Consider the following 18357-nt stretch of genomic DNA (forward strand, 5'->3'; position numbering starts at 1 on the left):
GATTAGGTGGAGTGAACCTCGGATTTACAGCTTGCTCGGGCGGCTCCTTCTCCCGCTTGCGGGAGAAGGCTGGGATGAGGGACAAAGCGCACCCATCACAAATCCCGCGAATACACCTTCACCCGCACATCCGGAAACTCCAGCGCGTCGCACTGATACTGCCAGCCAAAACGTTCGTAATAGCCGCCAAAGGTGGACCATAACCACAGCTTGTCATGACCGCGCTGCTGCGCGAAATCGATCACATGCTGCTGCAGCGCTTTGCTCAATCCCTTGCCGCGCGCGGACTCCTCAACAAACAGCGCCGCCACCCAAGGCGTGAGATCCTGACGGCTGATCAAATCGCAGCGCCAGAATCCCACCGTACCGAGCGGTATGTCGCCGTCAAGCGCCACGAAGGTCACCGGAAAGTCGGCGCCGTTGAGGCTGCTGCGCACAATGCTGTGGTAAAACTCACGTGACGTACCGTCACCAAACGCCTGCCACAGCCAGTCGGTGATCTGCGTGGCGTGATGCGGCACCTCGCTGAGCGCGACGATCTTCATCAAATCAGCTCCAGCGCCAGCAGCTCCTGAATGGTCTGCGCACGACGAATTTCACGCGCCGCGCCATTCTCGAACAGCACTTCCGGAATCAGTGGACGGCTGTTGTAGTTCGACGACATCGACGCGCCATACGCGCCGGTATCGTGGAACACCAGATAATCGCCGACCTGCGCCACAGGCAGCGCACGGGTTTCCACTTTGCCGCCTTCCAGTTGCGTGAACACGTCGCCCGATTCACACAGCGGACCGGCCACCACGCTCTCCACGGTGGCGTCGCCCAGCGCGCGGCCATCGACCGGCAGCAGAGAAATGTGGTGATAGCTGCCGTACATCGACGGACGCATCAAATCGCTGAAACCGGCATCGACCAGCACAAAGTGACGGCTGCCCATCTCTTTTACCGCGCGTACCTGTGACACCAGCACGCCCGATTCAGCAACCAGGAAGCGGCCTGGCTCAATCTCCAGTTTCACCGGGTGACCGAGGTGCGCAGCGATACGCTCGCGCGCGCCGTTCCACAAGCCGTAATAGTGCTGGGTATCAATGGCTTCTTCGTCAAAACGATACGGAATCGACAAACCGCCACCGGCAGAAATCGCTTCCAAATCCTGCCCAAATGCCACCACCTGATCGACCATCGCGTCACACACCTGCTGCAGATGGCCATAATCCACGCCGGAACCGATGTGCATATGCAGGCCGACCAGACGCAGGCCGTGCTGCTGAATCGCCGCCAGCGCCAGCGGCAGATCGCTGTGCCAGATGCCGTGTTTACTGTTCTCACCGCCGGTGTTGGTTTTCTGGCTGTGCCCGTGACCAAAACCCGGATTGATGCGCAGCCACACCGCGTGGCCCGGTGACAGCTCGCCCAGTTGATGCAGCATATCCACCGAACCGGCATTGACCGGCACTTTCAGCTCGGCGATACGCGTCAGGGTTGGCTGATCAAACACATCGGCGGTGAAGACGATATCTTCGCCGCCCGGCTGATAACCAGCGGCAATAGCACGCTCGATTTCACCCAGCGACACCGAATCGACTTTGACGCCCGCCGCACGCATCAGACGCAAAATGTGGATGTTGGAGCAGGCTTTTTGCGCAAAACGCACCACGTCGAAGGCGCCGAGCTGCGCAATGCGCTGCTGAATAATCGCCGCATCATAAGCCCAGAATGGGCCGGCATAACGCTGCGCCAGCGGCAGTAAGTTGGCGGCAGTTAACGCGGTTTCGGTGTTGTTGAGTGGGCGTGGCATGTCAATTCTCCTGTGTCATTGAGGCTATTTAGCCACAGCGCATCAATTCAGAAAAATATCTGTTTTAGCGACGTCTATACAAATATGATATGGGTTATCTGGAGGAGACAATGGCAAAAATTAACTGGCGACATATCGAAATTTTTCACGCGGTGATGACCAGCGGCAACCTGACGCAGGCCGCGACGCTGCTGCACACTTCGCAGCCTACGGTGAGCCGCGAACTGGCGCGCCTCGAGCAGCAGCTCGGCCTGCAGCTGTTCGAACGGGTGCGCGGCCGCCTGCAGCCCACGGTGCAGGGCTTGCGGCTGTACGAAGAGGTGCAGCGCTCGTGGTACGGGCTAGATCGCATCATGGATGCCGCCGAAGGATTGCGTCAGTTTCGTCAGGGTGAATTGTCGATCGCCTGCCTGCCCGTGTTTTCGCAGTCGCTGTTGCCGCCGCTGCTGCAGACCTTTCTTCAGCGCTATCCGCAGGTTAGCCTGAATATCATTCCGCAGGAGTCGCCGCTGCTGGAAGAGTGGCTGTCGGCACAGCGTTACGATCTCGGCCTGACCGAAACCCAACACGCACCGGCGGGCACCGAACGCTTGCCGCTGCTGACCTGTGACGAAGTGTGCGTGCTGCCGCCACAGCATCCGCTGTGTCAGCGCGAGGTGCTGACGCCGCAGGATTTCCACGGTGAAAACTACGTCAGCCTGTCGCGCAGCGATAGCTATCGCCAGCTGCTGGATTCCCTGTTTCATGAGCAGAATGTGGAGCGTCGTCTGGTGCTGGAGACGCACAGCGCGGCGTCAGTGTGCGCGATGGTGCGCGCGGGCGTGGGGATTTCGATTGTGAATCCGCTGACGGCGCTGGATTACGCCGACAGCGGTGTGGTGATGCGTCGCTTCAGTATTGCCGTGCCCTTCACCGTGAGTTTAGTGCGGCCGCAGCATCGACCGGCTTCGGCGCTGGTCGATCACTTCTGCGACCACCTGCAACAGCACGTGGCGGCGTTTCCACAACGTATTGCCGAGCGGCTGGCTTAAGCGTTGACCGCTTCGCCCTGCCCGCCCGCTTTGCGGAAGGTGATCAGGCAGATCACCAGTCCGACCGCGGCCAGCGCAGCAGCGGCAACCGGCACCGACGTCAGGCCGTACCCTTTCTCGATCACCGCGCCACCGACCCACGCGCCGAGCGCATTGCCGACGTTGAAGGCGGAGATATTCAGCGTAGAGACCAGATTCGGCGCATCTTTGCCGTGGCGCACCACGTTAATCTGCAAGCCCGGCACGGTGGCGAAGGTCGCCATCGCCCACAGGAACAGCGTGATTTCCGCCAGCCACAGCGCATGGCTGGTCCAGCTGAACAGCAGCGAGAACACTGCAATCAGCACAAAGCTGAGGATCAGGCTGAACGACACTTTCCAGTCGGCCAGCTTGCCGCCGAGGATGTTACCGACGGTCAGCCCCGCGCCAATCAGGAACAGCGTCCAGCTAACACCCCGATCCGAGATACCGGTCACCTGCAGCAGCAGCGGGGCAATGTAGCTAAACAGCGCAAACATCGCCGCCGCAAAGAATACCGTCATCAGCAGCGACAGCCACAGTTTGCCGTTGGCCAGCGCGCTGATTTCACTCGCCAGATGCACCGGCTTCTCTTCTTTGTTGGTCGGCAGGCTCACCATCAGCGCGATAAAAGCGAAGATGCCGATGATCGCCACGCCCCAGAAGGTGGCGCGCCAGCCAAACATCTGACCAAACCAGGTGCCGAGCGGCACGCCGAGCACGTTGGCCAGCGTCAAACCGGTGAACATCAGCGCCACGGCAGAAGCTTGTTTACCTGGTGCGACCAGGCTCGCCGCCACCACTGCACCGATGCCGAAGAACGCACCGTGACACAGCGCCGTCACCACACGCGCCAGCATCAGCAGGTTGTAGGTGTAGCCCAATGCACAGAGCACGTTACCGATGATGAAGATGATCATCAGCAGAATCAGAGTACGTTTACGCGGCAGTTTGGCGGTCAGCAACGCCATGATCGGCGCGCCAATAGCAACGCCCAGCGCGTAGCCGCTGATCAGCCATCCCGCAGAAGGAATGGTCACTTGCAGATCGCCCGCCACCTCGGGCAGCAATCCCATAATGACGAATTCCGTGGTGCCGATGGCGAACGCACTCAGCGCCAGCGCCAGTAATGCAACAGGCATAACATACTCTCCCAATAATTTTTTGCAGGCGGGCCGCACTGCGAACGCAGTACGGTGACAACAGACGCTTATTAAAATTTGAACTGCGTCACATTGTTATTAAAGCATAGCCCTTCCATGCCAACCACCCTGCGCGCCGCAAGACTATTTTGCGCCCGCAGCAATAATCCCTGCGCGCGAAAATGTCACTGACTAACCATTGAGACAGATGGAGGTTTCCGCGCTACGCTTGAAAAGGATGTGATCGTTATCACAGTGAGTCAGCTTTTGACGCGAAAACAAACAGTAAAGGATGGACGCGCACTGCCGATACCTCAATGGATTGCCCGGTTATGGGGTGTCAAAAATCGAGGGGAAAGCGTATGCGATGGCTCATCGCGCTAACGGTTGGCTGCCTAAGCGGCTGCTCTGTTGGGCATTACGAATACAGCAAAGAAGCAGCAAAACGCGTCGATATGACCGTCACTGGCATTCCAACGGTGCTGGGCATTGGTGCGCTTGGCACCACCATTCCTCTCACGCCCGAATACAGCCTGACGGCGGCCCACGTGGCGAAGTATTCACTCTATCGGGTGAAAGCCTGGCATCCCGAATGCGATATTGCTGTGGTGTACCATAAAAACAGCGAAGCCAATTTGCCGCCGCCGTTCCGCAATAGCCATATCGGTGACGACGTGAATCTGTATGGCTACAGCTTTATTTCCGCGATGCCGGTAGCGTCAAGCGGCAAGAATCTGATCAATACCACGCTGGCGAATGACTGGAACAAAGCCAGCTGTGTGGTGGTGGCGGCCAATGCCGGCGTGGTGAAAGGCATGTCCGGCGGCGCGGTGTATAACGCCAGCGATGATACGCTGGCGGGCGTGATTGTCGGTTACAGCAGCCAGATTGATGACAATAAAAGCGGCAAAACGCTGTTTAAGAATGTGGCGCTGTATGTACCGTACGCACGGTTTCAGGCGTGGCTGGATGGGGTGGTGAAGTCTTAGATCGTGCTGGCTGTCCCCCTCCTCGGTCCTCCCCCATAAATGGGGGAGGAAGATGCTGCAATATGATAGTTGGGGAGCTGCATGTGGCAGCGTCTCCTTCCCCCATTCATGGGGGAAGGCCGGGATGGGGGACAGCGTGCACAGTCAAGCCGGAACCCACGCCCCCTGCAACTGCACCTGCGGGAAACCGCTGGTCAGAATACGCAGCTCGGCATCGCGCGGGGTGTTGTCGCCTTGCCCCTGAATGCTGACGATATCCTGCGGACAGGCGGAAAACGCCACAAAACAGTCCATCTCGGCGCGCAGCACAATATAGTCACCCGGCTTCGTCACCACCGGCAGCGTCTTCAGCGTGATGCCATCCGGCTGCACCTGAATATTCATAAAGATATTAAACGAGGCCAGATTGCCATGCGGCAGCGTCACGCCCAGCTCACGCATGCCTTCAAACAGATTGTCATGGCAGTTGCGATGCGGTTCGGTGCAGCCGAGCAGCTCATAACGACGCGCATCGCAGGCCGCCATAAAGGTGTCGTGCACGCCTGGCGAGGTATCCGCCACCAGCGTCAAAATCGGATGGCGCTGGCTGGTGATAAAGCTGTCGCCCACTTTGGGATTGAGACGCTGATTCCACACGCGCGTCGCCTCCATACACATATATTCACTCACATCCTCAGCGTTGTACGCCCAGCAATCCACCACCTGCGTGCCGTGCAGGTTAATCACCTGCACCGCTTCACCTCTCTTCAGGCGCACCGCTTTACCGTAGCGTGCCGGGATGGTCACCGCTTCGCGATGCTGAAATTCAGCCGACATGTTGTTCTCCTGATTAATGCTGCATGGCACGACGATAGCGCGTCATGCGAGATTCAAGGCCGTGCGCCAGCCAGTCGATGACGCTGTTGAGCAGCCAGTAACAGAGCGCCACCGTGAGATAGATCTCCAGCGGCGCGTAGGTATCCGAAATCGCCTGTTTGGCGGCGTACATAAACTCCTGCACCGAGACAATCGACAGCAGCGCGGAGTCTTTAATCAAACCGATCATCAGCCCGACCAGCGGCGACAGCATCTGCGGCAGGGTTTGCGGCAGCACCACGTCACGCAGTTGTTCGCTGCGGCTCAGGCCCAATACGCGGCACGCTTCCCACTGCCCTTGCGGCAGCGCATTAATAGCCGAGCGGATCACCTGCGCAATGTAAGGCGCGTAGTAGAGCGTCAATGCCAGCACGCCCACCACCGGCGACGACAGCGTGATGTCATATTCCGGCAACACAAAATAGAGCAGATAGATCACCACCAGCAGCGGCAGTGCAAGGGTTAAGCCGCTGTAAAGATTGAGCAAACGCAGCCAGAACCGCGATGCCCGCATCAGCAATACGGCCAGCAGCGCGCCCCACAGCATCGAGCAGAGCGCCGCCACCAGACAGAGCTGCAAAGTGGCGAGCAGGCCGTCACCGAGCGACGGCAGAGAGGTGATAATTGCCTGCCAATCCATTACGCCAACCTCCGCTTCGCTTCTAAACGGCGCGCCGCCGCAATTAACGGCATGGCGATCAGCAGATAACCGGCCGCCACCAGCAGCAGCACTTGCGTAGCTTCGTAGGTGCGGGCGATGACGATCTGTCCGGCGTAGGTCAGTTCGGTGAGCGCCACCACCGACGCCAGCGGCGTGGTTTTCAGCAGAATGGTGAATTCATTCACCAGCATCGGCAGACTGGCGCGCATCACTTGGGGATTGATGACGTACCACCACGTCAGCAGGCGGCTCAGACCCAGCGTGCGCGACGCTTCCAGCTGTCCGCGCGTCACCAGGCTGCGATTCACGCGCAGGATTTCCGCCACGTACGCGCCGCTGTTGAGGCCAATGGCAATCACCGCCGCCAGCATCGGCTGACCGCCTAATCCCAGCCGCGGCAAGGTGAAGAACACCACAAACAGCTGCACAATCGCCGGCGTTCCGCGCATCACGCTGACATAGCAACGCCCGATGGCGCGCCAGATCCAGGCACGACGCAGCTGCAGGAAGCAACCGAGCTGCCCCATCACCACGCTGACTAACGACGCCAGCACGGTGAGCACCAGCGTCATCAGCAGGCCGTGCCCGAGTTCCGGCAACGCGGCCACTACCTGTTGATCCAGCCCCATGCGTTACTCCGCGTTAAAGTCGTGCAGGTTTTCCGCCACCGACAGCAGCAGCGGCGCGGGACGATCGTTGCCCTCAATGCCGGTGTTACAGGCGGAGACGATGAACTGCGTGTCCATTACCACGCGACAGGTAATGCTGTCGCCAGTTTGGGTCAGGTTGGTTTCCGGCAGAATCTCGCCTTCACGCGTCAGCTTGACGTGCATAAACAGGTTGATGGGATCCGGCAGCTTCGGCACCACCATGCCCAGACGCGCCAGCTCGCCGCGCAGCGCATCGAGGCAACCTTCGCCCGGATAACCGCGCTCAGCGAGAAACACCGTGGTGGAGGCCGGCAGCAGCAGGTCGTGACGCTTCACGCTGTCTTTGCCCAGCACCATCATCGGACGACGACGGTTGTTCACCAGACGCATGCCGGAACCGAGCAGGTAGCTGTTGCTAAACACCCGCGTGTGATGCACCGACAGCCACACGGCGGGATCGGCCAGGCTAAAGCCAAATAGCGAAGCCACCGCGCCGTCGCCCTGGGCGGTGATGCGCAGTAACTGACCGCGCAGCACGCGAATCGAACCGATGCTGCCCGCTGCAACCTGCACCGGTTCAGCCAGCTTACGCACAGCGGTTTCCTGATAATTTTCACGCATTAACAGCATGATTCATCTCCTGAGCGTGAAAATGGTCGCTGACCACGATGTCGATTGGCGTCACCTGCAGGCCGTTGCCAGGAATAATGTCCTGCGGGCAGGATGAGACCGCACAGATCAGATCGCACAGCGCTTCAAAGGTGATGCTATCGCCCGCTTTGCTGTTGGGATCGGTCACTTCCATGCGGCCATCGGCGGTGACCGGGCCGTTCTGGAACAGGTTGAACGGCTCCGGCAGCGAGAAGTAGGTGACGCCAAACGCCTTCATCCCCTCCAGCAGGTTATCGACGCAGTTGCGATGCCCTTCGACACCGAAATCAATGCTGAAACGGGTGCGATCGCAGGCCGGTACGTTGGCATCGTGGATGCCGATGCTGTCAGCAAGAATGCGCAGCATCGGGCGGTTTTCACTCGACCACAACGCGTCGCCCGGCTTAAAGAACAGCGAGCGCAGCTGTTGGCGCGTGTGCACCGGCGACAGCTTCTCGTTCAGGTCATCGGCGTTCACCGCGACAAAATCGGCCGCCTGCTGCCCTTCGCTGTCAATCACGGTAATAAACTGACCCTTGCGCACGCGAAAGGTTTTGCCAAAGCCGGCAGGTACCGTCAGGTTGGACTGGCACATAATTACTCCTGCGGAATGAAGTCGCTGGCGGGCACGGTAAAGGTAGTGCCGAGATATTGCTGCTGCAGTTTGGTCAGTTCGCCATCTTTCTGCATCGCCAGGATGTGGTCGCTAATGGCTTTGTTCAGGCTGCCATCTTCTTTACGAGTCGCCCAACCCATCCACTGCGACGGGCCGACTTCGCCCACCTGCGCCACTTTGCCGGCATATTTTTTTGCTACCGGCGCCAGTACCGAGATGTCGTCATAAACGAAGTCGGCGCGTTTGGTCATCAGCGTGCTGACGGTTTGATCGAGTGAATCGACATTGATGATGGTGATCGGTTTTTTACCCTCCTTCTTCAACTGCTCGTTGAAGCCCTTCAGCAGTTGCTCTGGCACGCTGGCGGTTTTCACCGCGCCGCGCAGACCCGACAAGCTTTCCGGACTCAGGGTTTTACCGCTGAAGGTTTTCGCCTCGGCTTCACGCACCAGCACGCCGTTGACGGTTTTGCTGTACGGCACGGTAAACAGCACTTTCTTCGCGCGTTCCGCCGTGACGTTGAGGGATGAACCTTCGGCATTAAAGGAGCCCGAAATCAGGCCCGGCAGAATGCCGCTGAAGGCGGTTTTCTGAAACTCCAGTTTCACACCGAGATCGTTGGCAAAGGATTGCATGATTGCCACGCTGTAACCGGTGATCTCACCTTTGTCATCGGTGTATTCGTAGGGAGGAAAGGTTGGATCGATACCGACGGTAATTTTGCCGCTGCTTTTGATGTCGGCCAGCGTATCGGCTTGTGCCTGCGCCATGGTGCCGACAGAGAGAAGTGCGGCAATCAGCAGTGCTGTTTTTTTCATTATGGTGTTTCCCTGGTGTTGGTGAAATGTCATTTTCTACTGAGCATATTTTGTGCCAGCTTTTTCACTACCATGCAGGGAGACCTGATAAAAACCATATTTTATTGAATAAAATCAAATTGAAACATTTGTTTCTTGATTTTTATTTTTAGTTTCTGTTATTTCACACACGGTAAGACGGGGATAATTGGATGGGTGGGCACTGGACAGAATTGCACCGTTTTGGTGATTTTTCTGGCGCACAATGCGCCAGCAAGGCGCATTATTCCAGTTCGTCGAGGGATTGGTGCAGCGCTTCGATTTGCGCGAGATGATCGTTGCTGGCTTTACCCATTTGCCGGGCCACCAGTGAACAGAGCAGATTACACACGCCAGAGAGCGCGGCGGTGCTGTCGAAAATCAGGCTGCTGTCGGTGTGACAGCGGATTACCCACTGCGCATGGCGCGCCGGTTTGCCGGAGAGCACGTCGGCGATATACAACATCGGCACATTGCGCTCGGCCAGCGCGTTCATCGCCGCCTCCAGCGCGGGCATGCGACGACGCAGACCGACGCAGATCACCACATCCTCGGCGGTCAACGCCGCTACATGTTCCGCCAGCGAATCGCCGGGACGCGGCAGCAGACGCACATCGGAGTGAATATGGATCAGGTCTCGATAGATCAGATGCGCGATGGTTTGGCTGTGGCGCCAGCCCATTACCACCACGCGGCGCGCCTGGCTGATGGCGCTGACCGCCTGCTGCAGCTGTTCGCTGTCCAGCGTGCGATAGCTGTTGACCAGGTTAGCGATCTCTCTTTCCAGATGCTGCTGCATGATGCTCGCTAACGGCGACGCGCTGGGTGCCGGTTGCAGATAGAGCGGTGAACCGCTGCTTTGCATGTCACGCGCCTGGCGACGTGCGGCTTCATAACTTTCATAGCCGAGATGGCGGAAGAAGCGCGTGGTGGTGGCTTTGGACACGCCCGCGCTGTGTGCCAGTTCGGTGGCGGTGTTCATGGCTAACTGGCCTGGTGCGGCGAGTAGCACATCGGCAAGTCGCTGCTCGTGGCTGGAGAGTTGATCCCAGTGCTGACGAATCCGGCCCTCTAACGTTGCCGCTTTTGCACTCATGGTGATTCCCTGAAAAAGAAAAAAACCATCCTGCACAGAGCGTGCCGGGTTGTCATCAGGAATTTTGTGTTGGGGGGAATGTGCTGGCTGAATCGCTACTCGGTCCGTGCTTGCTGTCCCCCTCCTCGGTCCTCCCCCATGAATGGGGGAGGAAGATGCTGCCATATGGTAGTTGGGGAGTTGCATGTGGCAGCGTCTCCTTCCCCCATTTATGGGGGAAGGCCGGGATGGGGGACTTCGGCGAAATACTACTTACCGGTCGGGCGCAGTGCCGGGAACAGGATCACGTCGCGGATGGTGTGGCTGTTGGTGAACAGCATCACCATACGGTCGATACCAATACCCAAACCAGCGGTTGGCGGCAGGCCGTGTTCCAGCGCGGTGACGTAGTCTTCGTCGTAGAACATCGCTTCGTCATCGCCAGACTCTTTCGCATTCACCTGCTGCAGGAAACGCTCAGCCTGATCTTCTGCATCGTTGAGCTCTGAGAAGCCGTTACCGATTTCACGGCCGCCGATGAAGAACTCAAAACGGTCAGTGATTTCCGGGTTCTCGTCGTTACGACGCGCCAGCGGCGATACTTCAGCCGGGTATTCGGTGATGAAGGTTGGCTGAATCAGGTGCGCTTCAGCGGTCTCTTCGAAGATCTCTGTAACGACGCGGCCCAAGCCCCAGCTCTTCTCAACTTTGATGTGCAGCGATTGGGCAATCGCTACCGCTTTATCAAAGTCTTCCAGATCGCTCAGGTCAGTTTCCGGACGGTATTTTTTGATCGCTTCACGCATGGTGAGCTTCTCGAACGGCTTACCGAAATCGAAGCTGTGATCGCCATACGGCACTTCCGTGGTGCCCAGCACATCCTGCGCCAGCGTACGGAACAGGCTTTCGGTCAGTTCGATCAGATCTTTGTAATCCGCATACGCCATATAGAGTTCCATCATGGTGAACTCTGGGTTGTGGCGTGGCGAAATCCCTTCGTTACGGAAGTTACGGTTGATCTCGAACACGCGATCAAAACCGCCAACCACCAGACGCTTCAGATACAGCTCTGGCGCAATACGCAGGTACATATCGATATCAAGCGCATTGTGATGGGTGATGAACGGACGCGCAGACGCGCCGCCCGGAATCACCTGCATCATCGGGGTTTCCACTTCCATAAAATCGCGGTTAACCATGAACTGACGAATGCCGGCCATGATTTGTGAGCGAATTTTAAAGGTTTTGCGCGAATCGTCGTTGGAGATCAGATCGAGATAACGCTGACGATAACGGGTTTCCTGATCGGCCAGGCCGTGGAATTTGTCCGGCAGCGGACGCAGCGCTTTGGTCAGCAGACGCAGCTCAGTGATGTGGATCGACAGCTCACCGGTTTTGGTTTTGAACAGCTTACCGCGCGCACCGAGGATATCGCCGAGATCCCACTTCTTGAACTGCTCGTTGTAGACGCCTTCTGGCAGATCGTCGCGTGAGACGTAGATCTGAATCTGGCCGCCGACATCCTGCAGGGTCGCGAATGACGCTTTACCCATGATGCGGCGCGTCATCATACGACCGGCCACGCTCACTTCAACGCCCAGCGCTTCCAGCTCTTCATTCTCTTTCGCGTCATAGCTGGCGTGCAGCACATCGGACGTGGTATCGCGGCGGAAATCGTTAGGAAACGCCACGCCTTTTTCACGCAGCGCGCTGAGTTTTTCGCGACGCGCTTTCAGTTCGTTGTTTAACTCAAGGGCGGCATCAGCGCTCTGCGGTTGTTGTTCAGACATGTCGGTTCCTTATAGCCCTGCTTTTAAACTTGCTTCAATAAAACGATCGATATCGCCATCCAGCACCGCTTGGGTGTTGCGGGTTTCTACGCTGGTACGCAGATCCTTGATGCGTGAATCGTCGAGAACATAAGAACGGATCTGGCTGCCCCAGCCGATATCAGATTTGTTATCTTCCGCTGCCTGCTTATCCGCGTTTTTCTTCTGCATCTCATATTCGTACAGCTTGGCGCGTAACTGCTTGAAGGCCTGATCTTTGTTCTTGTGCTGTGAACGGTCGTTTTGGCACTGCACCACAATGTTGGTCGGCAAGTGGGTAATACGCACCGCAGACTCGGTTTTGTTAACGTGCTGGCCACCCGCACCGGAGGCGCGGTAAACGTCGATACGCAGATCGGCAGGATTGATATCGATATCGATGTTGTCATCCACTTCCGGGTAGATAAACACCGAACTGAATGAGGTATGACGACGGCCGCCGGAATCGAACGGGCTCTTACGCACCAGGCGATGAACGCCGGTTTCGGTACGCAGCCAGCCAAACGCGTAGTCGCCGATGATTTTAATGGTGGCGGATTTGGTTCCGGCCACTTCACCGTCTGACTCTTCGATAATTTCGGTTTTATAACCTTTGGCTTCCGCCCAGCGCAGATACATGCGCAGCAGCATGCTGGCCCAATCCTGCGCTTCGGTGCCGCCGGAACCGGCCTGAATATCCATGTAGCAGTCGGCGCTGTCATATTCACCTGAGAACATACGACGGAATTCCAGTTCGCCCAGCTTCACTTCAAGTGCATCAAGCTCGGCAACCGCTTCGTTGAAAGTCTCTTCGTCGTCAGCTTCCACCGCCAGATCCAGCAGGCCCTGCACATCTTCCAGGCCTTGCGTCATGTGATCTAAGGTTTCCACTACCGCTTCCAGTGAAGCACGTTCTTTACCCAGCGCTTGCGCGCGCTCAGGTTCGTTCCAGACGTCAGGCTGCTCCAGCTCGGCGTTTACTTCTTCGAGGCGTTCTTTCTTGGCATCGTAGTCAAAGATACCCCCGAAGAACGTCGCTGCGCTCACTGAGGTCCTGGATACGATTTTTGACCGGATTAATTTCAAACATGGCTTTTCAGTCTTTTTTGACGATTCGGTGAAAGGAGATAAAAACTAACGCGCTAGTTTACCCGAAAGTGCGCGCACTTTGTAGCATTGCACGCCGCCTGAGTGAGCGCGCCTCCGCCGTAAGAAAAAAAGTTCTTATCCTTCTGGAAAGCTTTACCCGCTACGCTTTCCCAAACACCTCCGCAAATACCTCGCCTTCAGAACCTTCTTAGGAATTTTCCTGCAAAGATAAGGCAATTAGCGCCGAATGACGCCATTAAAGATCATGATTTATAACGATAAATCATTAAGAATTGTCTTGTGAGAAATTTCCTGCAAGAAAGCAGACACGTCTCAAATAACGCCATTAAGCAGCTGATATTCAGCCTATCGATTTATTAGCGCCCTTTTATCATTTTGCTCAGTGACTATCCCCCCGATGGACATCACTGACGTCCAGACCGTTTGTCACCACGATCGCCAGGAATGCGCAGCTTCGACAGGGAATGACACAGTAATCAGCGCCCGTAAACGTGAGCGGGCACAACATGTCCTGAGAGACATGAAGGAGTATCGATGTTTATTCCCGGTTTGCGCACTTCACCGCGCCTGCTTGCCTTGTTAATGCCTTTGTTACTTGCCGCCTGCGGTGGTGGTGGCGGCGGAGGTGGCGGAAGCGCGGCAACCTCGCCCACCACCGGCACGCCTGAGACACCCACGCCAGCTCAGCCCAGCGCTTCAGGCAATGCCAGCAAAGTCGGCATTATTGATTCAGGGTTATCGCCCGATCGCAGTGAAATCAATTATGCCAACGTGCAGTTCACCAGCTACGTCGGCGGCGGCAGTAGTTTGAATGATAATCAGGGCATTAACGGTCACGGCACCGTGGTGGCGCTGACGTTATTAGGCCTGTCGCCGGGCAGCACACTGTATGTGGCGCAGGCATCGCAGAACAATATCTTTCAATACGACGATACCGCCCGTGCGGTGAGCGGCCTGCTGAGCCAGGGCGTGCGGGTTTTCAATATGTCGTACGCCTCCAGCGAGCGCTTAACCTCCGCACAGGCGCTATCCGATGCGCAGCCGCACTATCAGGTGCTGGTGCAAAGCATGCGTGAGATTGCAGCGGCTAACGGTTTGGCGGTGGTGATCACCGGCAATGGCGGCACTGCAACACCGTCCCCTAACGCGCAGCTGCCGTTGATTTATCAGGACAGCGCGTTGCAAAAGAATATGCTGGCCGTTACCGGCGTGATGGACAGCACCTCATACGACACGGCGAACCGCGCGGCGTTAACCGGGCCGTTTGATGCCTGTGGTAACGCCGCGGCATGGTGCCTGAGCGCACCGGGATACACCGATTATCGCTTTCATAACGCCGATGGTACCTGGGTAAATGCGCGTAGCTACGGCACCTCGTTTGCCGCGCCGCGCGCCGCTGCGGCCGCTTCGCAAGTGTTGCAGCGCTTTCCGTGGATGAGCGGCTACAACCTGCAGCAAACGTTGCTGACCACCGCCACTTATCGCAGCGATGCTTACGCAGGCGCTGCGGATAGCGCCAACGGGCGGCCTTACAACAACATCTTCGGCTGGGGCGATCTCAACCAGGCGAAAGCGCTCAACGGTCCGGCAATGTTCTGGGCCAATGATTTCCACGCCAGTCTGGATGCGGGTAGCTATGTCTTCTCGAATGCCATCAGCGGCGATCGTGGCCTGATACTCGACGGCGCCAATAATGGCGGCGTGCTGCGGTTAACCGCTAACAACAGTTACCTCGGCCAGACCAGCGTTGCCGCCAATACGTTGCTGATTGAGGGTGCGATTGCTGGCAGTGCCAACGTCAGCGGCAGCGGCACTTTAGGTGGCAGCGGTGTGATTGGCGGCAGCTTACTCAATCAGGGAACGGTCAACGGCGGTTTGCAGGTGCAAGGCGATTACCAGCAACGCAGTAATGGCGTGCTCAATATCGCGTTAAACAGCCCGCTGCGTGTAGCAGGCCACTCTACGCTGGACGGCACGCTGAACCTCGCGCCACCCTCATCAACTTATGTGGTGAAACAGCAGGAAACGCTGCTGACCAGCGATGCGGGTGTTAGCGGCCAGTTCAGTCAGGTCAATACTGGCGTGTTTCTTGATGGTTCGGTCAGCTACAACGCTAACAGCGTCACTGGCCAACTGACGCGTAAAAATACCGCAGCAGTAGCGGCAGCGCTGGGCATGAACAGCGCCAGCACTCAGCAAACGGCCGCGAATCTGGAGCAGGCGTTTAGCGTAGCGGACAGCTGGCAGCAACAGGGTTCACTGAGCAGTGCGCAGCAGTCAGCGCTGGGCGCAGCAGGAGCGTTTCAGTCGCTGGCAGATGCCCGCAGTGCGCAGGCCGCCATCAATTCACTTTCCGGTCAGGCGCACGCTTCCAGCAACGCGGTACTGTTTAACGCGCTGGATTATCAAAGCCGCCTGTTGAGTAACCGTATCGCCGATGCCAGCGCCGACAATCGTTACGGTTTCTGGCTGGAGAGCGGTCAACTGCGCGGTTCACTGGATCAGGCGGGCTACCTCGGCACCGATTACCGCAACACGCTTACCGCATTGGGCGTGGATAGCGATTTGGGTATTTCTGGTCTGCGCGTGGGCGTGGCCTGGACGCAGAATCAGATCGACTCCACCTACGACCAAACTGGCGGCACCAGCCGTAATCGCCTGCAAGGCGCGATGCTGTATGGCCGCTACGATTTGACGCCAGCATGGTATCTGCAGGGCAATCTCAGCTATCAACATGGTCGCGATGAGTTAAAGCGTCTGGTGTTGCTGGATGAAGCTTCGCCGGTGTCATCGACCACCAGCAGCAACAGCTGGCAGGCGGCGCTGCAAAGCGGCTATCGCTGGACGATTAAGGAGAATTATCGCCTCGAACCCTATCTCGGCTGGCGTGAAACCGGGCTGGATACCGGTGCGTTTGAGGATAAGGGCAGCGCGTTTGGTCTGAGCGGCGACGGCGACAGCTATCGACGCAGCGTCGGCTATAGCGGTTTGAGTATCAGCGCACGGCAGGATTGGTCGGCTGGATTGTGGAGCATGCTGAGTCTTTATGGCGAATACCAGTACGCATTCAACAATCCGTCGATGGATGTCAGGGCGCGCTGGGGCGGATTTGGCGATGACCAGAACCGTTTCACGATTCCCGGCATGCAGCTCGATCGCCGTTCGCAGTGGTTAGGTGTGCGGTTGGATGTGGCGCAGACGTCACGCGCGCGCCTGTTCCTGCGCGCCGATCAGCACTTCGCCGATCGCGGTGACGAAAAAGTGCTGCGCGGCGGTGTGGATGTGAGTTTCTGATAAACGTTTAACAGGTCAACTGAGCGCGATAGATCGCGCCGCTACGGATACGTGCACAGGTAGCGGCGCGATGCATTGCGCGTTTTGGTAGTGAACTACAGCGGCCAAAGGTGATCGATGATCAATTGCACCGAACGATTGCCGCGGTATTCGTTGATATCCAGCTTATAGGCCAGCTGCACCTGACGCACGCTGCTGTCTGGCCACAGCGTGGTATCCACGTTGAAGGCAATCCCATCCAACAGCGGGCCGCCGCCGAGCGGCTCGACCATCACTTTCAAATGACGCTCGCCCACTAACCGCTGTTGTAACAGCTTGAACTTGCCATCGAACACGGGTTCCGGGAATGCCTGGCCCCACGGACCGGCCTCGCGCAGCATTTCGGCAGTATGCAGGGTAAACTCCTGCGCATGCAGTTCGCCGTCCGACCAAATCACGCCCTGCAACGCTTCGCCATCCAGCCACTCATCAATCAACGCGGCAAATCGCGCACGGAACTCCTCGTACTTCGCGGTTTCCAGTGACAATCCGGCCGCCATGGCGTGACCACCAAATTTGATCATTAAGCCAGGGAAAAGCGTGTCGAGACGCTCCAGCGCATCGCGCAGATGCAAACCCGCAATTGAGCGGCCCGAACCTTTCAGCGTGCCGTCTCCGGCGGGAGCGAAGGCGATCACCGGGCGATGGAAGCGCTCTTTCAGGCGCGACGCGAGAATCCCCACCACGCCCTGATGCCACTCGGGATGGTAGAACGCCAGTCCAAGCGGCAGATCGGTATGCTGACGCTCCAGCTCATCGCACAGCGCCAGCGCTTCGCTCTTCATGCCCTGCTCAATCTCTTTACGCGTCTGATTCAGCGCATCGAGTTCATTCGCCAGCATGCGCGCCTGGGAAATATCTTCGGTGAGCAACAGCGCCACGCCGACCGACATATCATCCAGACGACCGGCAGCATTCAGGCGCGGACCCACGGCAAAACCGAGATCGCTGGCGGCGAGTTGGCGCGCATCGCGGTTGGCAATCTCCAGCAGCGCGCGAATCCCGGCACGGCATTTTCCCGCGCGAATACGGCTCAAACCTTGCCACACCAGAATGCGGTTGTTGGCATCCAGCGGCACCACATCGGCCACGGTGCCCAGCGCCACCAGATCCAGCAGCTCCGCCAGATTTGGCTCGGCTCGGCTCTCACTAAACCAGTTTTGCTGACGCAGGTGCGCACGCAGCGCCAGCATCAGATAGAAGGCCACGCCAACACCCGCCAGCGAACGTGAGGGGAATTCGCTGTCGTTGAGGTTCGGATTAACAATCGCTTCGGCGGCGGGCAAGGTTTCGCCCGGCAAGTGGTGATCGGTAACCAGCACCGGAATGCCGTGCTGATGCGCGGTATCCACTCCGGCATGTGATGAGATGCCGTTATCGACGGTGAGGATCATCTCCGCACCGCGCGCTTTAGCCTGCTCGACCACTTCCGGACTCAAACCGTAGCCATCTTCGAAACGGTTTGGCACCAGATAATCCACATTACCGCCGAGGCTGCGCAGCGCCAGCACGGTTAACGCGGTGCTGGTGGCGCCATCGGCATCGAAATCGCCCACCACCACGATACGTTTGCCCGCCAGCAGCATCTGATGCAGCAACGTCACGGCGGCTTCGATGCCGCCCAGCGTTTGCCACGGCAGCAGGTGTTTAGCGCCGCGTTCCAGTTCCAGCGCCTCTTTCACGCCGCGTTGCAGATACAAGCGGCGCAGCAAAGGGGGCAAATCAGCGGGTAAGCTGGCTTCGGTCTCGGCTTCGCGCCGACGCAATTCAACAGAATGAATCAC

At 57.9% G+C, this 18357-nt stretch carries 16 protein-coding genes; 3 read left to right on the forward strand and 13 right to left on the reverse strand.

Annotated elements, in window-relative coordinates; translation table 11 throughout:
* Positions 1-95: 95 nt before the first annotated feature.
* Both K5Y33_RS17535 and lysA read right to left on the reverse strand, forming a co-directional pair.
* The gene (locus tag K5Y33_RS17535) at positions 96-545 is read right to left on the reverse strand and encodes a GNAT family N-acetyltransferase (RefSeq protein WP_101761976.1); all 450 of its coding nucleotides are present in this window, start codon (positions 543-545) and stop codon (positions 96-98) included.
* The gene (gene lysA, locus K5Y33_RS17540) at positions 545-1798 is read right to left on the reverse strand and encodes a diaminopimelate decarboxylase (protein WP_101761975.1); all 1254 of its coding nucleotides are present in this window, start codon (positions 1796-1798) and stop codon (positions 545-547) included. Before lysA ends, K5Y33_RS17535 begins: the two co-directional genes overlap by 1 nt.
* 110 nt (positions 1799-1908) lie before the next feature.
* On the opposite strand from lysA, the gene K5Y33_RS17545 reads away from it, so the two are divergent.
* Entirely contained in the window at positions 1909-2829 is a 921-nt protein-coding gene (locus K5Y33_RS17545; protein WP_222234701.1) for a LysR family transcriptional regulator, read from the forward strand.
* On the opposite strand, the gene K5Y33_RS17550 is transcribed toward K5Y33_RS17545, so the two are convergent.
* A complete protein-coding gene (locus tag K5Y33_RS17550; protein ID WP_222234703.1) occupies positions 2826-3989 on the reverse strand; it encodes an MFS transporter in 1164 nt (387 codons plus the stop codon). The genes K5Y33_RS17545 and K5Y33_RS17550 overlap by 4 nt on opposite strands.
* Positions 3990-4351: 362 nt before the next feature.
* On the opposite strand from K5Y33_RS17550, the gene K5Y33_RS17555 reads away from it, so the two are divergent.
* Positions 4352-4978, forward strand: coding sequence for a hypothetical protein (locus K5Y33_RS17555; protein ID WP_101761972.1), 627 nt, complete (start codon positions 4352-4354; stop codon positions 4976-4978).
* Positions 4979-5122: 144 nt separating this feature from the next.
* Here the strand turns inward: K5Y33_RS17555 and K5Y33_RS17560 are convergent, their stop codons facing one another.
* The 9 genes from K5Y33_RS17560 to prfB form a co-directional block, all read right to left on the reverse strand.
* Positions 5123-5794 (reverse strand): DUF1989 domain-containing protein, encoded by a 672-nt coding sequence (locus tag K5Y33_RS17560; protein ID WP_110867982.1) that lies wholly within the window; start codon positions 5792-5794, stop codon positions 5123-5125.
* A 13-nt stretch (positions 5795-5807) separates the two neighbouring features.
* Positions 5808-6473 (reverse strand): amino acid ABC transporter permease, encoded by a 666-nt coding sequence (locus K5Y33_RS17565; RefSeq protein ID WP_222234704.1) that lies wholly within the window; start codon positions 6471-6473, stop codon positions 5808-5810.
* Positions 6473-7123 (reverse strand): amino acid ABC transporter permease, encoded by a 651-nt coding sequence (locus K5Y33_RS17570; RefSeq protein ID WP_192412037.1) that lies wholly within the window; start codon positions 7121-7123, stop codon positions 6473-6475. Before K5Y33_RS17570 ends, K5Y33_RS17565 begins: the two co-directional genes overlap by 1 nt.
* A gap of 3 nt (positions 7124-7126) precedes the next feature.
* A complete protein-coding gene (locus tag K5Y33_RS17575) occupies positions 7127-7774 on the reverse strand; it encodes an urea carboxylase-associated family protein (protein WP_222234705.1) in 648 nt (215 codons plus the stop codon).
* Positions 7758-8390: a DUF1989 domain-containing protein gene (locus K5Y33_RS17580; RefSeq protein WP_101762022.1), complete on the reverse strand. Its 633-nt coding sequence runs from the start codon at positions 8388-8390 to the stop codon at positions 7758-7760. Before K5Y33_RS17580 ends, K5Y33_RS17575 begins: the two co-directional genes overlap by 17 nt.
* 2 nt (positions 8391-8392) lie before the next feature.
* On the reverse strand, positions 8393-9229 hold the full coding sequence (locus K5Y33_RS17585; RefSeq protein WP_101761967.1) for a transporter substrate-binding domain-containing protein: 837 nt from the start codon (positions 9227-9229) through the stop codon (positions 8393-8395).
* A gap of 262 nt (positions 9230-9491) precedes the next feature.
* The gene (locus K5Y33_RS17590; RefSeq protein WP_101762021.1) at positions 9492-10343 is read right to left on the reverse strand and encodes a MurR/RpiR family transcriptional regulator; all 852 of its coding nucleotides are present in this window, start codon (positions 10341-10343) and stop codon (positions 9492-9494) included.
* Positions 10344-10591: 248 nt separating this feature from the next.
* A complete protein-coding gene (gene lysS, locus K5Y33_RS17595) occupies positions 10592-12112 on the reverse strand; it encodes a lysine--tRNA ligase (RefSeq protein WP_101761966.1) in 1521 nt (506 codons plus the stop codon).
* 9 nt (positions 12113-12121) lie between these two features.
* Positions 12122-13220, reverse strand: a protein-coding gene (gene prfB, locus K5Y33_RS17600) for a peptide chain release factor 2 (RefSeq protein ID WP_110867985.1) whose coding sequence is annotated in 2 segments (ribosomal slippage) — positions 12122-13144 and positions 13146-13220 — 1098 coding nt in all. Because the reading frame shifts where the segments join, the coding sequence is not laid out codon by codon here.
* Positions 13221-13774: 554 nt separating this feature from the next.
* On the opposite strand from prfB, the gene K5Y33_RS17605 reads away from it, so the two are divergent.
* Complete coding sequence (locus tag K5Y33_RS17605) at positions 13775-16534, forward strand: autotransporter domain-containing protein (RefSeq protein WP_222234707.1); 2760 nt, start codon at positions 13775-13777, stop codon at positions 16532-16534.
* Between the two features lie 95 nt (positions 16535-16629).
* On the opposite strand, the gene recJ is transcribed toward K5Y33_RS17605, so the two are convergent.
* Positions 16630-18357 (reverse strand): single-stranded-DNA-specific exonuclease RecJ, encoded by a 1728-nt coding sequence (gene recJ, locus K5Y33_RS17610; protein WP_101761963.1) that lies wholly within the window; start codon positions 18355-18357, stop codon positions 16630-16632.

The sequence above is a fragment of the Pantoea sp. DY-17 genome (assembly GCF_019795975.1).
GTDB lineage: Bacteria > Pseudomonadota > Gammaproteobacteria > Enterobacterales > Enterobacteriaceae > Pantoea > Pantoea leporis.